The following is an 18,863-nucleotide window of genomic DNA, read 5'->3' as shown; positions in this document are numbered from 1 at the left end:
GCAGAATTCGTGTTCCATTGGTTCCAGGACGACGGTCTCCCGATCCCGGTTTCGTTCCCGCTGTAGTTCGTGACTACGAACCACTCAAGACGGGGATAACAAAGCCTCGTTACCGGCTGTGTCAGGACGATTGCCCACGCGGGTATCGATACTCCATGTACCATATCAACGGCACGGATCTCATCGACGAACGAACGACGAGCGGGTCGGTACGGCCGACCGTAACCGGGGTGTATCGCCGTGGCTGAGTTCGTCAGCGGAACGAACTGCACCGTCGACGACGGCGCCACCGTCGGCTACGGTGAGTTCGACGACCCGACGCGGGTCGGCGACGGGGCGACGATCAGGGCCGGATCGATCGTCTACGGCGACGTGACGATCGGCGACGACTTCAGGACCGGTCACGACGTGCTGATCCGCGAGGGGACGACCGCGGGCGACGACGTGCTCGTCGGGACCAAGACCGTCATCGACGGCCAGACGACGATCGGCTCCCACGTGAGCCTGCAGACGAACGTCTACGTCCCGACCCAGACATCGATCGCGGACAACGTCTTCGTCGGTCCGGGTGCGGTCATGACCAACGACGACTACCCGATCCGGACGGACGACGGTCTCGAGGGCCCGACGATCGAGGAGGGCGCGTCGATCGGTGCGAACGCGACGGTTCTCCCGGGCGTCACGGTCGGGGCGAACGCGTTCGTCGCTGCGGGAGCGGTGGTCACCGAAGACGTGCCGCCCGACACGCTCGCCGTCGGAGCGCCGGCCACCGAACGATCGCTTCCCGAGCCCCTGGAGGGACCGAACCAGCTCGCATGACGGACACAGACACCGATACCGACGTCGAGACGGGCATCGACGCCGGAACGGAACCCAGCGACGCCGGGAGTGGCGCTGACTCGCTCGGATCGGCCGACGGTGAGGGCAGGGTGTCGATCGCCGATCCCGCCCTCAGCAGGGACGCCGTCGATCGGGTCCAGTCGCTTCTCGAGGACGGCACGCTCGCCGACGGGCCGGAAGTGAGAGCCTTCGAGAAGGAATTCGCCGCCTTCTGTGGGGCCGACCGTGGCGTCGCGACCTCGAACGGGACGACGGCCCTGCACGCCGCGCTCGAGGCACTCGGCCTCGAGGAGGGCGACGCGGTCGTCACTTCTCCGTTCTCGTTCGTGGCGAGCGCCAACGCCATCAGGCTCGCGGGTGGGACGCCGGTCTTCGCCGACATCGACCCGGAGACCTACACGATCGATCCCGACGACGTCGAGCGGATCGTCGGGGAACGAGACGACGTCGTCGGCCTGTTGCCCGTCCACCTCTACGGGCTGGCCGCGGACATGGCGGCGCTGCTCGATATCGCCGACGGGCACGACCTGTTCGTCGTCGAAGACGCCTGCCAGGCCCACGGCGCGACGATCCGGGGCAAGCGAGTCGGCCAGTTCGGCGACGCCGCCTGCTTCTCGTTCTACCCGACGAAGAACATGACGACCGGAGAGGGCGGTATGGTCACAACGACCCGGGCGGACGTCGCCGACAGGGTCGCCCGCTACGTCAACCACGGTCGCGGCGAAACCGGGACCGGCGGCTACGACCACGTCGAACTCGGTCACAACCACCGCCTGACGAGCGTCGCGGCGGCCATCGGACGCGCCCAGCTCGAACGCCTGCCGTCGTTCAACGACGCCCGCAGGGAGAACGCGGCGGTCTACGACGAGGAACTAGCCGACCTGCCGATCGAGACGCCGACGGAGCCGCGGGGGCATCGCCACGTCTACCACCAGTACACGGTCCGGACGGACGATCGATCGGCGCTGGCGGCCACGCTCGACGCCCACGGCGTCGACAGCGCCGTCTACTACGAGACGCCGATCCACCGCCAGTCCGCCTACGAGTCGGTGAGCACGGCCGCGACGCGACTGCCGCGAGCGGAGCGGGCGGCCGACGCCGTGCTCTCCCTGCCCGTTCACCCCGGTCTCTCCGAGCGTGACCGCCGGACCGTGGTCGAAGCAGTGCGGGATCACTACACCAGTTCATGACCGACGACAATCGATTCCGGGCCGGCGTCATCGGCGTCGGCTCGATGGGCGAGAACCACGCACGCGTGTACAGCGAACTCCCGAACGTCGACCTCGTCGGTGTCTGCGATCGGGACCGAACCGTCGCCCGCCGAGTTGCGGGCGAGTTCGGAGCCACGGCCGTCACCACCGAGGCGCTGCTCGATCACTGTGACCTCGTGACCGTCGCCGTACCGACACACGTCCACGACGACGTCGTCTCGACCTGTCTCGAATCCGGGACCCACGTCCTCGTGGAGAAACCGATCGCCGAGACGGTCGCGGACGGGCGTGCGCTCGCGGCGCAGGCCCGCGAGGAGGGTCTGGTGCTGCAGGTGGGCCATATCGAGCGGTTCAACCCCGCCGTCCAGACGCTGACCGAGTTGATCGACGACCTCGACGTCATCGCCGTCGAAGCCGAGCGGCTCGGACCGCCGGTCGATCGGACGGCTCGCGGGAACGTCGTCTTCGACCTGATGGTCCACGACGTCGACGTCGTCGGGTCGATCCTCGACGAACAGCCGAACGCGATGACCGCGACGGGAACCGAGAACGGCCAGTACGCGACGGCAACCATGCAGTACGACGACGTGATCGCGTCGCTGACGGCGAGTCGCCTGACGCAGAAGAAGGTCCGGAAACTGACGGTGACCGCCCGCGAGTGCCTCGTAGAGGTCGACTACCTGGAACAGTCCGTCCTGATCCATCGGGACTCGTATCCCGAGTACCTCACGGACGACGGGCAGAATCGGTACCGACACGAGAGCGTCGTCGAACGGCCGCGAGTCTCGAACGGCGAACCGCTGCGTCACGAACTCGAGGCGTTCGTCGACGCCGTCCGGACCGGTTCGGCACCCGAAGTCACCCCCGAAGACGGCATCGCCGCGCTCGAGACGATCCAGCGGATCGACTCGCTCATCGCGGACGACGGCACCGCACGGGAACGAGAGGTGGAAGCGTGACGGACCGGGAGCGGACGACCGATCGCGACGCGATCGGACTCTACGACTCCGAACGGTCGGAAGACCGACTGCGGGCGGCCCTGACCGGGGGCGAGATCCCGGTTGCCGTCTACGGACTCGGCAAGATGGGGCTGCCGCTGGCCGCGGTCTACGCCGAAACGACGGGGAACGTGACCGGCGTCGACGTCGATCCGGACGTCGTCGAGACCGTCACTGCGGGCGAGAGTCACGTCGTCGGCGAACCCGGTCTCGACGACCTCGTCGCGGACCAGGTCAGTGCGGATCGACTCGACGCGACGACCGACGGGCCGGCGGCCGCCGCGAACGCGCGGATACACGTCGTCATCGTTCCGACGCTACTGGACGAAGACGATCGGCCGAACCTCACCACGGTCGAATCCGTCGCGGACGACATCGCGGGCGGCCTGGAACCCGGAGATCTGGTCGTCGCCGAATCGACCCTCCCGCCGGGGACCTGCCGGGACGTTCTCCTGCCGCATCTCGCGGCGGAAAGCGGACTCGAACCGGGCGAGTTCGGCCTCGCGTTCTGCCCGGAACGGACCTCCTCGGGAACCGCACTGCGGGACATCCGCGGCCAGTACCCCAAGGTGGTCGGCGGCGTCGACGACGCGAGCACTCGCGCGGCCGCGATCGTCTACGACGAACTCTCGAGCAACGTAATCCACCCGGTTTCGGACGCGACCACCGCGGAGGCTGTGAAGGTATTCGAGGGCGTCTACCGCGACGTCAACATCGCCCTCGCGAACGAACTGGGTCGGCTGGCCGACGAACTCGACGTCTCGGTCCGGGAGGCGATCGACACCGCGAACGACCTGCCGATGTGCCAGCTGCACGATCCCGGCCCCGGCGTCGGCGGCCACTGTATCCCCTACTACCCCCACTTCCTGCTTTCCGAACTGGACGAACCGATGGCGCTGACGCGAACCGCTCGCGACGTCAACGACGGCATGCCGTCCGTGGTGGTCGATCGCCTCGAGCGGGAACTCGCGGTCGTCGGGACCGACCTCGCGGACGCCTCTGTAGCCGTGCTCGGGCTGACCTACCGTCCCGGCGTCGAGGAGACTCGCGCCTCACCGGCGCTCGACGTCGTGGACGAACTGGACGAGCGCGGCGCGGCCGTCGCCGGCGTCGACCCGCTCGTCGATCCGGCGGCCTACGGCGCCCGCCCGCTCGCGATCGACGATCTCGCCGACGCAGACCTCGATGCCGCCGTCGTCGTGACCCCTCACGAGGCGTTCGATCGGATCCCGTGGGCCGACCTCGATCCGATGGTGGTCGTCGACGGCCGCGACGCGCTCGACCTTGCGGGCACCGGTCACCGGACGTACACGCTCGCCGGGTCTCGCGACGGCCGCCCGCCGCGCGAGTTCGGTCGGGAAGACCTCTCTACCGGCCCGACGTCGGATAACCTGTCCACCGAACCCGGTCGCACCGAGACCGACGGGGGCGAGGATGTATAAGGGCAACTCGATCGGCGTCGTCGTGACCGCCTACGAGGAGGAGGCGTTCGTCGGCCGGGTGATCGAGACCATCCCCGCGTTCGTCGATCGGATCTACGTAGTCGACGACGCGTCGCCGGACGACACCTGGAACGTGATTCAGCGGGTCGCCGCCCGGATCAACGAGCGGACCGAATCCGCGAAGACGATCGCCGACGGCGGCGAGAGCCGACGGGTCATCCCGATCCGCCACGAGGAGAACCGGGGGCCCGGCGGTGCCGTGAAGACGGGCTACGAACGCGCCGCTGGAGACGGGATCGACGTGGTCGCCGTGATGGACGGCGACGGCCAGATGGATCCCGAGATTTTAGACCTGATCGTCGATCCCGTCGCGACCGGCGACGCCGACTACGCGAAGGGGAACCGGCTGCGCTCCCCCGACGATCGGGAGGGGATGTCGACGTTCCGATTCGTCGGCAACGCCATGCTGACCGGCCTCTCGAAGTTCGCCTCGGGCTACTGGTCGATCGGCGATCCGCAGAACGGCTACACCGCCATCTCCCGGGAGACGATCGAGGAACTCGACCTCGACGCGATCACCGATCGGTACGGGTTCCTCAATCACCTGCTGACGCACCTCAACGTCCACGGCTGTCGCGTCGCGGACGTGCCGATGGCGGCCGTCTACGGCGACGAGGAGAGCAGTATCCGGTACCTGCCGTTCGTCAGGTTCGTCTCCCTGTTGTTGCTCCGCAGCTTTCTCTGGCGGCTGAAGACGCGGTACGTCGTTCAGGAGTTCCACCCCGCGGTCGTCTTCTACGGTGCCGGAACGACCGGTCTGGTCGGTGGCGGGGCTGGACTCGCCGCTTCGATCCGGCGAGCGGCCGGCGACGGCGACGGGTTCACCGCCGCCCTGGCGTCGTTCGTCGCCGTCTTGCTCGGCATCGTCTCGCTCGGGATCGCGATCTGGCTCGACGCCGAGGAGAACGAACCGCTCGAAGTACCGCCGGACGACCGGACCGACAGTCACGCCCGGCGAGCGACTCAGTCGATCGAGTAGGTCACGATGTCCTCGCCATCACAGGCCGGACAGCGAACCGTGTCGGCCGATACGTTGGTGCCGCAGGTTCGACACTCGTGGACGACGTCCGTGGAGGTCGCATCTTCGGCAGTGGCTGCCGACGCCGGCGTTTCCGGCTCCGGTTCGGAGTCCGACGCGGGGAGCAGCGTGGACAGCAAGTTAGAGAGGCCCATCAGACAGTGATACCGGACAGTATTCCAGAACTGAAAATAAGTCTTTCGTAACCGTGCATCCGGAACGCAGGGGGCGATCGAACGGTGCGAAACGCCGCCGATCGGCCCGGTGCGATCCCCGAGTATCAGGCGTAAGATCCTCGTAATGCGACTATTTACTAAGCTACTTCCAGTTCATCGAACTGACGAGTTCGACCGATCCATGGTTACCGCGCACTCGATCAGCAGACGGTTTACGCACCCATCGGACCGATCGGTGGAGAACGTCCCGACGGGGGCGGTGGTTCAATGAGCGACGAGACCCGTGGGACGGCGCACTCGGCGACGCCGGAGTGGGTCGCCGACGCATCACGGGACGACGATCCGGTCCCCGGCGACGCGTCCTTTGCCCTCTGTCTGACCCACGACGTCGACCGGCCGTACAAGGGGTTCCGATCGTTCTACCGGGCCGCCCAGGGTCGACCGGGCTATCACCTCCGAACGGCCCTCTCCTCGTCGAATCCCTACTGGCAGTTCGAGGAACTCATGGCGCTGGAGGAGGACCTCGGCGTCCGCTCTGCGTTCTACTTCCTGAACGAACAGCACCTGCTCGCCGATCGGCCGGCGCGCGACTGGTTCTCGGCGTCGAACTGGATCGAACACCTCGGTCGGTACGACGTGACCGCGCCCGAGATGGTCGACGTGATCCGGGATCTCGCGGACGGCGGCTGGGAAGTCGGCCTCCACGGGTCCTACCACACGGCGACCGATCCGGACCGGTTACGCGAGGAAAAGGCGGTCCTCGAGTCGGTGCTCGACGGACCGGTCGCGGGCGGGCGACAGCACCATCTCAGGCTGTCCGTCCCGGAGACGTGGCGGCACTATCGATCGATCGGCCTCCGCTACGACGCCAGCCTCGGATCGGGGACGACGTGCGGGTTCACTGCAGGCTACCGGCCGATCCGTCCGTTCGGCGACGAGTTCCGGGTGTTTCCGCTGACGATCATGGAACAGGCCCTCCCGGATCCCAGCACCAACTTCGACGCCGCCCGCGACAGGTGCGACGAGTTGCTCGCCGAAGCCGCGGCCAACGACGCCGTGATGACGGCGCTCTGGCACCCCCGGTATTTCAACGACCGGGAGTTCCCCGGCTACCGGACGCTCTACCGCTGGCTCGTCGAAACGGCGCTCGATCGCGGCGCGTGGGTCGGGACGCCGCGACGGCTCTGTACGATCCTCGATCATCGGTCGACCGACGACTCTCGGCCGTCGAACCCCGATCAGCCGGACGATTCTCTCGAGGCCACCGAGTCCTCACCCGACTGAACGACGGTCGTAGTGGCAGGGCTGAGTTACGAACCGATCGACCATCGGAATCCGATCGGTCGCTACGGGCAGCGCAGTCGGTATCGATCGGCTCTTGTCCCCGTCGTACGGAGACCGCGAGACGTCCGACCGGGTCAGTGATCAGTCCCCATTGACGCCAACGGTCGCTGTGGGCGTCCTGCCCGACGCGCGCTCGAACCGGGAGAGCGACTCGAGTTCGTCGACGTGGCCCCGAACGGACGCGACGTCGACGATCAGGTCCGTCAGGTTCGCTTTATCCGAGAGGTAATCGTTCCGCCGACGCTGCCACTCCGCGTCGGTCCGATCGTCCTGGAGCAGCGACACCGAGAGTTCTAACACGTCGTCGAAGGCGGCGACGTTGTGGATCAGGCCCTGCTCCTCGAGTTCGACGAAATTCCCCATGTCCGAATCGCCGACGAACGAGTTGGACCGGATCGCCGGCGTCCCGAGCAGCGCTGCCTCGGTCACCATCGTCTGCGTGTCGGCGACCAACAACTCCGCCTCGGCGAGCGCGTCGTGCATCAGGGCGGGGTGGAGGTCGAACGGGCGCGCAGGCAGCCCTTCGAGATCGGTCTCGGCACCCTCGTCGGAGACGAGAACCGTCGCCTCGTCGCTCAACCGTTCGATGAGGTGGTAGCGTTGCTCACCCGTTATCCCCCGCTTGCCGACGTCGTGTTGCGAACCGAACGCGTTGAGGCGGACGATCGCGTACGGTTCGTCGGACCCGAGGCCGAGCTGGTCCCGGATCGACGGATTGGGCGTGTAAATCTCCGGATGGAGGTACGCACACTCCTTGAACCCGGGGAACACGTAGTGGTCGTCCCCGAGTTCCTTCCTGAACGTGTTCGGCGTGAGGATCGCACGAGCGAACGGCGTCGAGACCGTGTGGTCCAGCGACGCTGGCTCGGAGTCGATCAGCAGGACCGTCGGCGCCCTGGCAACCGCACCGGTGTGGGCCGCGTAACTCCCCATCCCGAAGATCAGGTCCGGATCGAACCGTCGCGCCAACCGGAACGCCCGGACGTAGTGGGCCGGCAGGCGACTCAACAGCGACCCCTTCGAGGTATCGCAGTAGCCGTACACCTCGTACGGCAGATCGTACCACTCGAGGAGGTCGATCGTGCAGGTGTAGTCACGAGCGAGAATGAGGGTTTCGTGGCCCTCCTCGCGAAGCGCCCGGACGGCGTGTTTGTACAGGTGAACGTGTGCAGGCGTGTTCGTGAAAAACAAATATTTCATGCTGAAGGCCACCGTCTCCTGATCGGACGATGAGGCAATCGACGGGGTTTGTTATCTACTTCATACCTCCCGTATCCGACGGCACCGAAAATCCGGGCGACTCGTCCGGGACAGTAGCAGGGGGATACTCCCCGCCGACGGCTGGTCCCGATCGGATCAGTACCGATCGACGACCACCGATCATCGGAACGAACCGACGGGCCGCCGATCGTTCCCGTCGAACGGCCAAACCGAAGGAACTGGTCGATAATGCCGTTCGAACGGTGGCCGTGCATCGGCCGATACGGTCTGTTGTGATTCGTTACCGGTGATCGCCGCCCCGGCTGGGCGATCACCAGGAAAACGTTACAACGATCCGTATGAACCCTCGCAGGACGTGGACGAGATCGATCACGAACGGAAAGCTGGTATCGTCGTGAACGGGGACCAGGGCGAATCGATCGCTTCCGCTGCGGATCGAACCCGTCGCGAACCGAGCGGCCCGCCTACGGACCGTTAATCGTCGCCAATGAGTATCATCGAAACCGTACAGTGTGAATAACAAGACTCGTCGCTACCCCACCGGAGAGTAGTATGGACATCGAACGAATCGGTCTCGAGGAATGGAGTGATGCGCTTCCGGCGAACGGGTTCGAGATATTTCACGACCCGGACGCACTATCCGTCCTCGACGACTATTCTAACGCGGAACTGCACTGTTATGCGGCGTACAAAGGGGACCACATCGTCGGGATGGTTCCACTGTTCGTTGCCGATCGATCGATCGGCCGAGCGGTGTTCTCACCGCCCGTTTCCCAGGGGGTCCCCCGACTCGGTCCGATCATCGACCCCCACAGCCCGAAGCAACGCAAGTGGGAGCAAATCAACAGCGAACTGGCTAACGGGGTGATCGACGCACTCGGCCTCGACGATCGGACGACGCTCTTCCGGATGACCTGTCCGCTCGACTACGCCGATCCGCGGCCCTACGGCTGGAACGACCTCGCGATGGAACCCGAGTTCACGTACGTCGTCGACGTGGCCGACGCCACCGACATCGAGGAGGCCATGGCAGGGTTCAGCAAGAGTCTCCGGAACGAAATGCGTCGCCTGGACGACGTGGACCTCTCGATCGAAACCGAAGGGATCGACTCCGCTCTGCGAATCTACGACGACGTCGTGGACCAGTTCGAAAAGCACGGCGACATCGCACCGATGTCCCGCGCGTTCCTCCGTGATCTCCTGTCCTCGTTGGACGACGATCGTTGGCGCGTCTACGTCGCGCGGAACCTGGACGGGGAGTACCAGAGCGGTATCGTCACCCTGTTCTCGAACGATCTCGCCTACTACTGGCAGGGGGGCGTCGTCGCGTCCTACGAGAACGTGAGCGTGAACACCATGTTGCATCGGACGATCCTCGAGGATCTCGTGACCGATCCACAGTTCGACTCGATCGAAGGGTACGACCTCGTCGGCGCGAACACGGAACGGCTCTGTGAGTACAAGGGCAAGTTCAACGGCGAACTTCGCCCGTACTACGTGGTCGAATCGGCCGGGCTCGAGATGCAACTGGCGAAGTCGACCTACCAGAAGTTGTCAGGCTCGCTCACCAAAGGGTAGCGACAGCAGCCGTCCGGTCGGTATGTCGCGGCACGGCCGCGTATCGAGGGGCGAATGCGTACGCGTCCGTGGCTCGGTCCTGCGCCGGTTTCCGATGGCGATCTCGGACCGAAGAGTCGGTTTCACGTCCGTCGTTTCTCGTCCTCGATCGACTCTCCGCCCGAATTCTGCATCGAACGCGGTGATCTCCGACTCGCGTCTCGTCGAGCCATCCGGGCGTCGGCCGACGGACTCCAACTGGCGGCCCACAACGGGAGAACACACCGCTCTCGGCGACTCTCAACGAATGTTATCGACGTAGCCCAGTTGCTCGAGTTGGGCCACCGTTTCCTCGCTCAACATTTCGTCGAATCGCCTCGTCGCGATCTGGCCCCGGTGTTCGCGGAGTCGTCGCCGCAGGTCCCGCCACTGCTCCCGGGCACCCGTTTCGGACGGACGCGCGTTCGCATCGAGTCGGCATTCGAACTCGATCGACTCGGTGGCATCGTCCACCGAAGTGAGCACCACGCGTTCGTGATCCTGATCGCCGCGATCGTCGGAACCGGTCAGTTCGACGGACTCGGAATCACTGATTCGGTCGGAGAAGAGTTTCCGGCCGGAGTCGCTCCGAACGCCGTGATAGGTTCTGTACGGGCCGGTCGCCGTGAAAAAGACGTGCTCCCGACACAGCTCGGTCGGCTGGGCGGCAGCCGTTCCATCGACCGAAGGCGGAACTGGGACGTCCACGGCGTGGAGAATCGTCGGCATGAGATCGATCAGACTGACCTGACAATCGATCGTCCCCGGATCCCAGTCCGGATGGCTGACGACGAGCGGAACGTGGACGAGATCGTCCCAAAACGATGGTGTCGGCGTGTGACCGAGCATTCCGTGGCGTTCGCGGTCGAACCCTTCCCCGTGGTCCGCAGTGAGAACGATCACGTCGTGACCCGGAACGTAGTGATCGCGGTCGATGAGATTCTCGACGAAGTCGACGAGTCGGTCTCGCAAGTATTCGCAGGCGGCACGATAGGCCTGCACGATATCCTCGATGTCGTCGTCGGTCACTCCCTCGCCGCGATTCTGAATGATCGCCCGGGACGAGAGTTCGCCGAGTTCGGACGGACTGCGATCGGTGTTCAGCGATCGGGACGCGAGATAGTCGGCTGGCGGTTCGAACGGATGGTGGACGTCCATGTAGTGGATCCAGTGCATCTGCCCGCCGGACGTTCCCTCGAGGGAGTCGAGAACCGCCCGGTGGTGCGTGTCGGCGGAGACGTAATAATTGCTCTCAGCGGTGATCCGTTCCTCGAGACGACCGACGACGTTGAAGTACGCCCACCGGCACGCGTTGAAGAACCGATCGGAACCGGTCCGTTGAACGAGTTTCTGCGCGCGCTTTTTCCAGCTCGGGGTCCCGGTCCGACCGTCGGCGAACCCGCGGTCGTAATTCCGTTCCGATCCGAAGATGACGTTGTCACTCCAGAGCGAACAGTCGTATCCCGAATCGGCGAACGCCTCCGCCATCGTGACGACGTCGTCGTCGTCCCTCGATACGCCGAGTTTGAGATTGGGAGAGCCGTTCGCGACGCGGTCGCAGAACACCCCGGCAGCCAGCGCCGGCATCGAACTTCCGGTGTTGCTCGCGGACGCGAACGCGTTCGTGAATTCGACTCCCTGGATACTGGCGGTGACCTCCCGCATGAGCTCGTCGTATACATCCCCCCGGAGCGAATCGATCGTCAGGACGAATATGTTGGGTGAACGTTCGATCATTCTTCCGGATATGTCCGATTAGTCTGTGAAATGCAGCAATAGTAATTATCCGTCTACTACCAAACGCGACGAACGTGCAGTAACCCTACTGGACAGTAGGCGCACGCCGTTCTCGTCGGGTAGACGTGCCGAGTCGTTCATCGTCAGTTGCGTGATTCGGAAACGAACGAAACCAGGACCGAAGGACAGTACGGGAACGATAGCGACCGCGAGACGAACGGAAACGGAAGAGACCGACCGAAACGCTCGAGGGGTGGACAGCGATCGAGGTTCGAGAGCGACGTACGAGGGTATTACTGACGGACGTTGTACTCCACGTCGACGCTCGCGTCACCGGAGAGACTGAAGTCGACGATGTCGCCGTCGAACCAGTAGGCGTCGATCCAGTCGGCGACGGACCCGTCGACGGTTCGGTCGTCGATCACGTCGCCGGAATCGATCGAGGCATCACGATAACTCGAGGCGATGACCTCGCCGTCGACGGTAAACGAGTAGGACGTCGTCCCGTCGGTTTCGGTCCCGTCGATCACCAGCGCGTGCGGGGGCAGGTCCTGATCGTCCGATCCCTGAGCGTCGCCGTACTCCGCTGGATCGACCGGTTCGTCGTTGACGATGACTCGACCCGGTCCGTCGACGGTCAGTTCCTCGAGGTCACCGCTGAACCGGAACGCGTCCCGCCAGTCGGCGACGGCACCGGTAACCTGGCCACCGTCGATCGTGTCCTCGTCGTCGATCGAGGCGCCCTCGTACGTCGCTTGTTCGGTAGCCCCGGAGACGGTGAACTCGTACTGAGTGACGTCGCCGTTCGCGCTCCCGTCGACGAGTAGCGTATTTTCGAGTTCGTTATCCGTCTCCACCGACGTAGAATCCGTTTCCTCCGACGTGGATACGGATCCGCCTCCCGACGCCGCTTCCGCCGCCGACGTCGGGACGCCGTCGGGGATCCGGTGTTCGGGGGCGCCGCTGGACGAACCGATGATTTCGTTGGAACTCGTTGCCCTGTTCGTCGAACCGAAGCGAGAGTTCTCGACGGAGACGGTCGCCTTCTGTCCGGCGTTCCACGAACGGGATCCGGCGTGAAGATCCGTTCTGCATCCGCCGAAGTCGCAGTCGATGACCTCGGTGTTACCGTAGTACCCCCAGTAGCCGCGGTGCGCGTTGTTCCAGACGACGCAGTTCTCCGCGTAGGAGCCGTCCGTCCCGAGGCGGATGCCGGCCGTCTTCCCCGCGCGGACGTACGAGTTGGTCACGTGCAACTGACCGCCGCCACCCGGGTTAGGATGGTCGCTACTGTTGCCCGGCGCGGAGCCGTAGATCCCGTTGTCGGGGTGTTCCTGAATGTTCACGCGATCGATCTCGATCGTGCCCGCGTGGTCCCACCAGGCGTAGATGCCCGTCGGATTGGACGACGGCGGGAGATCCGGAATCACGCCGTCGCCGAGGTAGACGTTCTCGATCCGGCAGGTGGAGCCGGCGTCGGCGGCGACCCGGAGCGGCGACGTCGGATGCTCGTGGTCCCACGCTCCTTTGACGCCGACGTTCCTGATAGTCCAGTCACTCCCTTTCGCGTCGATGTCGTAACTCGCACCCTTCGCCGAGATGTCGATCAGGACGTTCTCGAGAACGTCGCCGTCCCGTAGTGTCCGCTGGAACGTTCCACCCGGTGGAACCTCGACGACGTCGTACTCCTCAGTTTCCGAAGCCATCCCGGTTCCGGCAGCGAAAAGAGCAGCAGAACTGGCGACTGCTGTCGTGAGATACGAACGGCGACTCAACCGTCGATCCGAATCGCGCTTGTCGGTCATGCAACTCAGCCGAGTCCCCCGATCCGGAATTAAAACACCGTTAACCGGTACAGTCTTTATGACCTCGTAGTCAGAGTCTCTGTGGGATCAGTTCGCACGATATGTCGTTCGATCCGATCGAAGACGTATCGGTCGATACGAAACACTACCGGGTGGAAATCCGCGATTACCGGCGGTCGATCGGCGATCGCGACCGAGTGCGGTACAGAAGGAGTTCAGTCGCCGCCGGACGCCGCCTCAGTCGCCGTCGTCGGGACGCCGTCGGGTTTCCGGTCTTCGGGTTCGCCGACGGACGAACCGACGATCTCGTTCGTGTTCTGGGCCGTTTCCGTCGCCTCGAAGCGGCAATCCTCGACGGAGACGGTCGCTTCGCGTCCGGCACTCCACGAACCGGATCCCACGTGAATGTCCGTCGGCGAACCGCCGAGGTCGCAGTCGATCAGTTCGGTTTCGTTGTAGTAGCCCCAGTACCCGCGGTGGGAGTTGCCCCACATGACGCAGTTCTCCGCGTAGGAGCCGTCCGTCCCGAGGCGGATGCTGGCCGTCTTCCCCGCGCGGACGTACGAGTTAGTCACGTGCAACTCGCCACCGCCGCCCGGATTGGGATGATCGCTACTGTTGCCCGGCGCGGAACCGTAGATCCCGTTGTCGGGGTGTTCCTGAATGTTCACGCGATCGATCTCGATCGTGCCCGCGTGGTCCCACCAGGCGTAGATGCCCGTCGGATTGGACGACGCCGGGAGATCCGGAATCACGCCGTCGCCGAGGTAGACGTTCTCGATTCGGCACGTGGAGTCGGCGGCGGCGGCGACTCGAAGCGGCGACGTCGGATGCTCGTGGTCCCACGCTCCCTTGACGCCGACGTTCCGGATAGTCCAGTCGCTGCCTTTCGCGTCGATGTCGTAACTCGCGCCCGTCGCCGAGATGTCGATCAGGACGTTCTCGAGGACGTCACCGTCACTGAGTTTTCGCTGGAAGGTCCCGTTCTCCGGGACTTCGACGGTTTCGTACTCGTCGTCGGCCGACGCGATTCCAGAGCCTGCGACGACCGTCGCCGCCGCTCCGGCTGCCGCTGTGAGATACGAGCGGCGACTCAGTCGTCGGGACGATTCGTGGTCGGCGTCTGGTTTGTCGAACATACGGGTCAGGAAAAACCCCCATAACGGAACTAAGACCTCATTAACGAGTGCGCCGATTATATGGTGGGGGAAATTTCATCAGTGAGATTCTCACCCGTGAGGCCGTGTGTCGTAGTCCTGCCCCTCCGAGAGGGCCGAAAGGGCTGGAAATCCGTCGATCAGTCGGGCCGCATAATTCCGGACGGCATCGAACGGGAACCGATCGGCGCCCGACAGCAAATATCGTCTACAGCGCTTCACCGATCCGGTCGCTCCACCGGTCCTGCGGTCACCATCTCCTGAACCGTCTGGTCGCGATCTCGGCCCCGCTCTCCGCGGAGTCGTCGAAGCAGGGTGAGAAACACGACTCGTGATTTCTAAGTTGAGTACCCCTTCCGAGGAAACACCGATGATCCGAGACCGAATATAGCAAAAATATTGTGTTATTCCCGGCAACCACAGACCCGATTTCGGTACATTCTGTATAACGAAATAGTCGGGTCGAGTGAAAAACCACTAATGCCCGGATTGAGCGTACTACACGGATCGTATGGAGACAACATAAACGACATGCGGGGTCTCTTCGATTCGATCCGTTTTCTCGACAACTATGAGATCGATCGGGAAATCGCCTCGTCCCGAACGATAATTACCAAGACCGGGTACAGGGAGTATCCAGTACATCGCTACGAGACCGACAGAGCCGTTCTTTTCGTCGAGGGACAGATGTACGAGTCACGGATTACGCCCGATGCTCTGATAACCCTCGTCTCTGAACGGCGCCACGACGATCTCAGGGACTGGCTTCTCGAGCAGGACGGTGATTTCCTCGTAACGATTTACTGGAAACACGATGAGACAGTTACACTGCTCACCGACGTGCTCGCCCGCCTCCCGACGTACTATACGACGATCGGAGAGACAACGATAATTTCGCGTGAGTTGAAGTTCGTCCGTGAATTCGCACGCCGGTGCGGGTCTCCCCTCGATATCGATCAACTGGCAGTCGCTCAGCAACTGCTTTTCAAACACACGCTCGGGACTCGAACACCGTTCGCCGATGTGAATTCGATCCCCCCGGGCTCCCTGCTTCATGTATCTGAATCCGACATTTCACTAACACGACTGCACCAGTTCGACTTCTCGACCGACGACTACGCCGATAGAAGCGTTGAAGAGAACGCAAAGAACCTGGCCGACCGGTTTGTATCCGCCTGTAAGAACAGACAGCGGGTTCGATCGACCTCCGTACTGTCTCTGAGTGGCGGACTCGACTCTCGAGCAGTCGCTGCAGGGTACCACGCTGCGGAAGTGCCATTTACGACAGCCACGTTCGATAATACGAAAGGGCTATACGAATCGGAGCTCGACGTCGCCGAATCTATTGCAGCTACGCTCGGGGTGGAGTGGAGCAAATATACCGCAGAAAAGTCCGAAACCAATCGCTCCGAATTGCTCGATATGAAACAGGGGATGAATGGGGTGGGAATGTCCTTCATCATCGACTTTTTCGAGCAGTTACGCGATGACCACGATCGCATCACGTACGTCACGGGCGATGGTGGGGATAAATTACTCGTCGATCTCACTCCCCCTCGCCACCCGGAGACCATGGAAAGTCTCATCGATCTGCTTATCGAGACCAACGGTCATATTCCACCAGCAGAAGCCGCCGACGTAGCAAATATAGACGAACGGCGTCTTCTAGAGTCGATCCACGAACAACTACTGTCGTATCCTGAATCGGATCTGGACCAACGATACGTTCACTTCCAGTTTCGAGAACGCGGGTTCAATCTGCTCCATCACGGCGAGGACCGCAACCGGTACTACGCGTGGAGCGTCACGCCGTTCTATTCACTCCCGTTTTTCGAGTACGCTATCAATTGCCCGGACAGCCAAAAGCGCGACCGCACTCTCTATTCGGCATTCCTTCGCGAGTTGGCCCCCGAACTCCTCGAGTTCGAGTATGCCGACTTCGGAGCACCTCTCACGTCCACCGAGTACAAAATAAAGAAACTCGTGTACGATTTCCTAACCCAACACCGACGATTGTACGACCTCACAGTCAGCGTTCTCAAGGATAAGCCCGGTACCACCACCGACATCTCGAATGAGATACGGTCAGTTCTCACGAGATCCTCCAGCATCGCACCGTTATCGGAAGAGCAAATCGATGCGATCGTCGATAACCACGAATCCTATCGACCGTACGGACTGAACGCTATTTACACAGCCGTTCTGGTAGCCGAGGGTCTCGCAGATCCCCCTGTTCAGGGCGCCGAGAGAGTTTCCCCACACACGAATTCGATGAGTTCGACAAACAGGGGATAGACCACAGTACAGCCGTCAATCGCTACACGTTTCCGGACTTGAAAATTGAATACCAAGACGGCGCTCTGGCCACTCCGTCAGAAATGTTCGGAGCTGATTCAGTGTGACGGATCAGCGGTCCCCGGACGAGACTGATACCGTTCGCTGACGGTAGAATGCCGAGACTGACGGTCAGAACGCGCTCTCGAGAACGTCGTCGAAGTCATCCGGATCGACCTCGACGCCGTTCACGCGAACGGTCGCGTCGCCGTCGACGCTGAGCTGTTCGATTTCGCTGCTGAACCGCCAGGCGTCGAGGTAGTTGGCCACCACGCCGCTCGCGTGCGTGCCATCGACTTCGGCTTCCGGATCGATCGTTGCGTCGTCGTCGAGGCTCGGTTCGACCGCCTCATTGACGACGAACTCGTAATCCGTCGTGTCGCTGGTTCCGGTGCCGTCGAAGACGACGACGTTCGGGAGTACGGTCCTGCCGTCGTCAACGTCGTCGAAGTCATCCGGATCGACTTCGACGCCGTTCACACGAACGGTCGCGTCGCCGTCGACGCTGAGCTGTTCGATTTCGCCGTTGAACCGCCAGGCGTCGAGATAGTTGGCCACCACGCCGCTCGCGTGCGTGCCATCGACTTCGGCTTCCGGGTCGATCGTTGCGTCGTCGTCGGTGCTCGGTTCGACCGCCTCGGTAACGACGAACTCGTAATCCGTCGTGTCGCTGGTTCCGGTGCCGTCGAAGACGACGACGTTCGAGAGTTCGTTCTCGTCGGTTTCTCCGGAGGACCCATCAACGTCGGACGAACTGTCACTCGAACTGAACCCGCTGCCCGACGCTGCTTCTTCCGGTGACGTCGGGACACCATCCGGGTACTGATCTCGCGGCCGACCAACCGAATCCCCGTGCAGTTGGTTCGTATCCGAGACCAGTTTGACGTCCGCTTCGGCAAAGCGAGTATCGGTCGCCGTGATCTCGGCTCGGCGTCCTTTGTCCCAGCTTCCGTTGCCGACGTTGATCGAGTTCGGGGCGCCGCCGACATCACAATCGATGAGTTCGGTGTGCTCGTAGTAGCCCCAGTAGTCCCGAACGACGTTATCAACCATTACGCAATTCTTGCAGTAACTCCCCTCCGATCCCAGGCTAAACCCGGTCGAGCGGTTATTACTGGCGTACGAATCCTCGATATGAACTTCTCCGCCGGCCCCGGGTGCGGGATGTTCGGCACCGTTACCCGGACCAGCCGCGTAGACACCTCGGCCCATATATCCCTGCACGTTTAGATTTCGAATTTTTAACGTCCCGGCGTGATTGGCGTGAACAAAGATGCCGGTCGGATTACGCCATTTGAGAGTCCCCGATGCTGTCGTCCCGTCGCCGAGATATACGTTTTCGATTACCGCAGTTGCGTTCTCACTCCGAACCTGACACGCGAACGGTGAACCGTTTGGCTCGTAATCCCACTTCCCCCTGACACCGAGATTTCTGATCGACCAGTCGTCGCCGTTCGCGATAATTCGGTAGCCCGCACCGGTAGCTGTAATATCGATGAGGACATTTTCTAGACTCTCTCCATTGCCAATTCTAACGTCGTAGGTCTCGCCCGCACCGACTTCGATCACCTCGAAGTCGTTCGACGCGCTCGCCGTTCCGACGCCTGTAGCGGCGATCGCTCCCGCAGTGGCCGTGAGATACGAGCGGCGACTGATCCTCCTATTTGAATCGAACTCGTCTCCGGTCTTATCGGTCATACAGCCCGTCGGAAAACCCCTATCCGGAATTAACCAGCTGTTAACAGGTACAGTCTTTAAAGGCAGAAGATCAGAAACAACTGAAAGTGGTCGAAAAGTACCACACAGAGCGGGGGTGAGGCGGGTTCACAAGTAGGTTGGCAACGAACGTGACTATGATGAAAGGCGAGGTTTGCCTGTTTGCTTATAAGAGGGGTTGCTATCAGTCGTTATCACAGAGGTCGGG

Annotated in this window: 14 protein-coding genes; 8 read left to right on the top strand and 6 right to left on the bottom strand. The window is 62.8% G+C overall.

The genetic code is table 11. The features are described from left to right. The first annotated feature begins 240 nt into the window (after window positions 1-240). Genes AC6I6X_RS03770 through AC6I6X_RS03750 form a run of 5 tightly spaced genes read left to right on the top strand, consistent with a single transcriptional unit; the run spans window position 241 to window position 5,530 of the window. Window positions 241-819 carry an acyltransferase gene (locus tag AC6I6X_RS03770; RefSeq protein WP_497929163.1) on the top strand — a complete coding sequence of 193 codons (579 nt, stop codon included), beginning with the start codon at window positions 241-243 and terminating at the stop codon, window positions 817-819. Then, window positions 816-2,030, top strand: coding sequence for a DegT/DnrJ/EryC1/StrS family aminotransferase (locus tag AC6I6X_RS03765; RefSeq protein ID WP_497929162.1), 1,215 nt, complete (start codon window positions 816-818; stop codon window positions 2,028-2,030). The genes AC6I6X_RS03770 and AC6I6X_RS03765 overlap by 4 nt, the downstream gene beginning before the upstream one ends. Next, window positions 2,027-3,010, top strand: coding sequence for a Gfo/Idh/MocA family oxidoreductase (locus tag AC6I6X_RS03760; protein ID WP_497929161.1), 984 nt, complete (start codon window positions 2,027-2,029; stop codon window positions 3,008-3,010). The genes AC6I6X_RS03765 and AC6I6X_RS03760 overlap by 4 nt, the downstream gene beginning before the upstream one ends. Continuing rightward, window positions 3,007-4,491, top strand: coding sequence for a nucleotide sugar dehydrogenase (locus AC6I6X_RS03755; protein ID WP_497929160.1), 1,485 nt, complete (start codon window positions 3,007-3,009; stop codon window positions 4,489-4,491). Before AC6I6X_RS03760 ends, AC6I6X_RS03755 begins: the two co-directional genes overlap by 4 nt. Next, on the top strand, window positions 4,484-5,530 hold the full coding sequence (locus AC6I6X_RS03750; protein WP_497929159.1) for a glycosyltransferase family 2 protein: 1,047 nt from the start codon (window positions 4,484-4,486) through the stop codon (window positions 5,528-5,530). Before AC6I6X_RS03755 ends, AC6I6X_RS03750 begins: the two co-directional genes overlap by 8 nt. On the opposite strand, the gene AC6I6X_RS03745 is transcribed toward AC6I6X_RS03750, so the two are convergent. Continuing rightward, window positions 5,515-5,724: a hypothetical protein gene (locus tag AC6I6X_RS03745; RefSeq protein WP_497929158.1), complete on the bottom strand. Its 210-nt coding sequence runs from the start codon at window positions 5,722-5,724 to the stop codon at window positions 5,515-5,517. The two genes, AC6I6X_RS03750 and AC6I6X_RS03745, sit on opposite strands and share 16 nt — an antisense overlap. 288 nt (window positions 5,725-6,012) lie before the next feature. Here AC6I6X_RS03745 and AC6I6X_RS03740 point away from each other — a divergent pair, with 288 nt between their 5' ends. After that, window positions 6,013-7,029 (top strand): polysaccharide deacetylase family protein, encoded by a 1,017-nt coding sequence (locus tag AC6I6X_RS03740; RefSeq protein WP_497929157.1) that lies wholly within the window; start codon window positions 6,013-6,015, stop codon window positions 7,027-7,029. Between the two features lie 141 nt (window positions 7,030-7,170). Here AC6I6X_RS03740 and AC6I6X_RS03735 read toward each other — a convergent pair whose 3' ends face one another. Beyond that, window positions 7,171-8,289, bottom strand: a complete 1,119-nt coding sequence (locus AC6I6X_RS03735) for a DUF354 domain-containing protein (protein WP_497929156.1) — start codon at window positions 8,287-8,289, stop codon at window positions 7,171-7,173. Between the two features lie 573 nt (window positions 8,290-8,862). On the opposite strand from AC6I6X_RS03735, the gene AC6I6X_RS03730 reads away from it, so the two are divergent. Beyond that, complete coding sequence (locus AC6I6X_RS03730) at window positions 8,863-9,888, top strand: GNAT family N-acetyltransferase (RefSeq protein ID WP_497929155.1); 1,026 nt, start codon at window positions 8,863-8,865, stop codon at window positions 9,886-9,888. Window positions 9,889-10,167: 279 nt separating this feature from the next. On the opposite strand, the gene AC6I6X_RS03725 is transcribed toward AC6I6X_RS03730, so the two are convergent. The 3 genes from AC6I6X_RS03725 to AC6I6X_RS03715 all read right to left on the bottom strand — a co-directional run bounded on the left by AC6I6X_RS03725 (window position 10,168) and on the right by AC6I6X_RS03715 (window position 14,587). Beyond that, a complete protein-coding gene (locus tag AC6I6X_RS03725) occupies window positions 10,168-11,643 on the bottom strand; it encodes a sulfatase-like hydrolase/transferase (protein ID WP_497929154.1) in 1,476 nt (491 codons plus the stop codon). Window positions 11,644-11,936: 293 nt separating this feature from the next. Further along, window positions 11,937-13,349 carry a hypothetical protein gene (locus AC6I6X_RS03720; RefSeq protein WP_497929153.1) on the bottom strand — a complete coding sequence of 471 codons (1,413 nt, stop codon included), beginning with the start codon at window positions 13,347-13,349 and terminating at the stop codon, window positions 11,937-11,939. Between the two features lie 314 nt (window positions 13,350-13,663). Beyond that, complete coding sequence (locus tag AC6I6X_RS03715; RefSeq protein WP_497929152.1) at window positions 13,664-14,587, bottom strand: hypothetical protein; 924 nt, start codon at window positions 14,585-14,587, stop codon at window positions 13,664-13,666. A gap of 498 nt (window positions 14,588-15,085) precedes the next feature. Here AC6I6X_RS03715 and AC6I6X_RS03710 point away from each other — a divergent pair, with 498 nt between their 5' ends. After that, window positions 15,086-16,900, top strand: coding sequence for an asparagine synthase-related protein (locus tag AC6I6X_RS03710; protein ID WP_497929151.1), 1,815 nt, complete (start codon window positions 15,086-15,088; stop codon window positions 16,898-16,900). Between the two features lie 171 nt (window positions 16,901-17,071). Here AC6I6X_RS03710 and AC6I6X_RS03705 read toward each other — a convergent pair whose 3' ends face one another. Then, window positions 17,072-17,992: a hypothetical protein gene (locus tag AC6I6X_RS03705; protein ID WP_497929150.1), complete on the bottom strand. Its 921-nt coding sequence runs from the start codon at window positions 17,990-17,992 to the stop codon at window positions 17,072-17,074. Window positions 17,993-18,863 lie beyond the last annotated feature (871 nt).

It is taken from the genome of Halosolutus sp. YCN4 (genome assembly GCF_059736495.1).
The sequence above is the reverse complement of the archived record's forward strand: the minus strand, read 5'-3'. Positions and strand labels throughout refer to the sequence as shown.

Coding starts and splice junctions, on each gene's coding strand:
- AC6I6X_RS03705 (WP_497929150.1), bottom strand. CDS start 17,992: ATGGTTGATAACGTCGTTCGGGACTACTGGGGCTACTACGAGCACACC.
- AC6I6X_RS03730 (WP_497929155.1), top strand. CDS start 8,863: ATGGACATCGAACGAATCGGTCTCGAGGAATGGAGTGATGCGCTTCCG.
- AC6I6X_RS03725 (WP_497929154.1), bottom strand. CDS start 11,643: ATGATCGAACGTTCACCCAACATATTCGTCCTGACGATCGATTCGCTC.
- AC6I6X_RS03750 (WP_497929159.1), top strand. CDS start 4,484: ATGTATAAGGGCAACTCGATCGGCGTCGTCGTGACCGCCTACGAGGAG.
- AC6I6X_RS03720 (WP_497929153.1), bottom strand. CDS start 13,349: ATGGCTTCGGAAACTGAGGAGTACGACGTCGTCGAGGTTCCACCGGGT.
- AC6I6X_RS03745 (WP_497929158.1), bottom strand. CDS start 5,724: ATGGGCCTCTCTAACTTGCTGTCCACGCTGCTCCCCGCGTCGGACTCC.
- AC6I6X_RS03735 (WP_497929156.1), bottom strand. CDS start 8,289: ATGAAATATTTGTTTTTCACGAACACGCCTGCACACGTTCACCTGTAC.
- AC6I6X_RS03760 (WP_497929161.1), top strand. CDS start 2,027: ATGACCGACGACAATCGATTCCGGGCCGGCGTCATCGGCGTCGGCTCG.
- AC6I6X_RS03740 (WP_497929157.1), top strand. CDS start 6,013: ATGAGCGACGAGACCCGTGGGACGGCGCACTCGGCGACGCCGGAGTGG.
- AC6I6X_RS03765 (WP_497929162.1), top strand. CDS start 816: ATGACGGACACAGACACCGATACCGACGTCGAGACGGGCATCGACGCC.
- AC6I6X_RS03710 (WP_497929151.1), top strand. CDS start 15,086: ATGCCCGGATTGAGCGTACTACACGGATCGTATGGAGACAACATAAAC.
- AC6I6X_RS03715 (WP_497929152.1), bottom strand. CDS start 14,587: ATGTTCGACAAACCAGACGCCGACCACGAATCGTCCCGACGACTGAGT.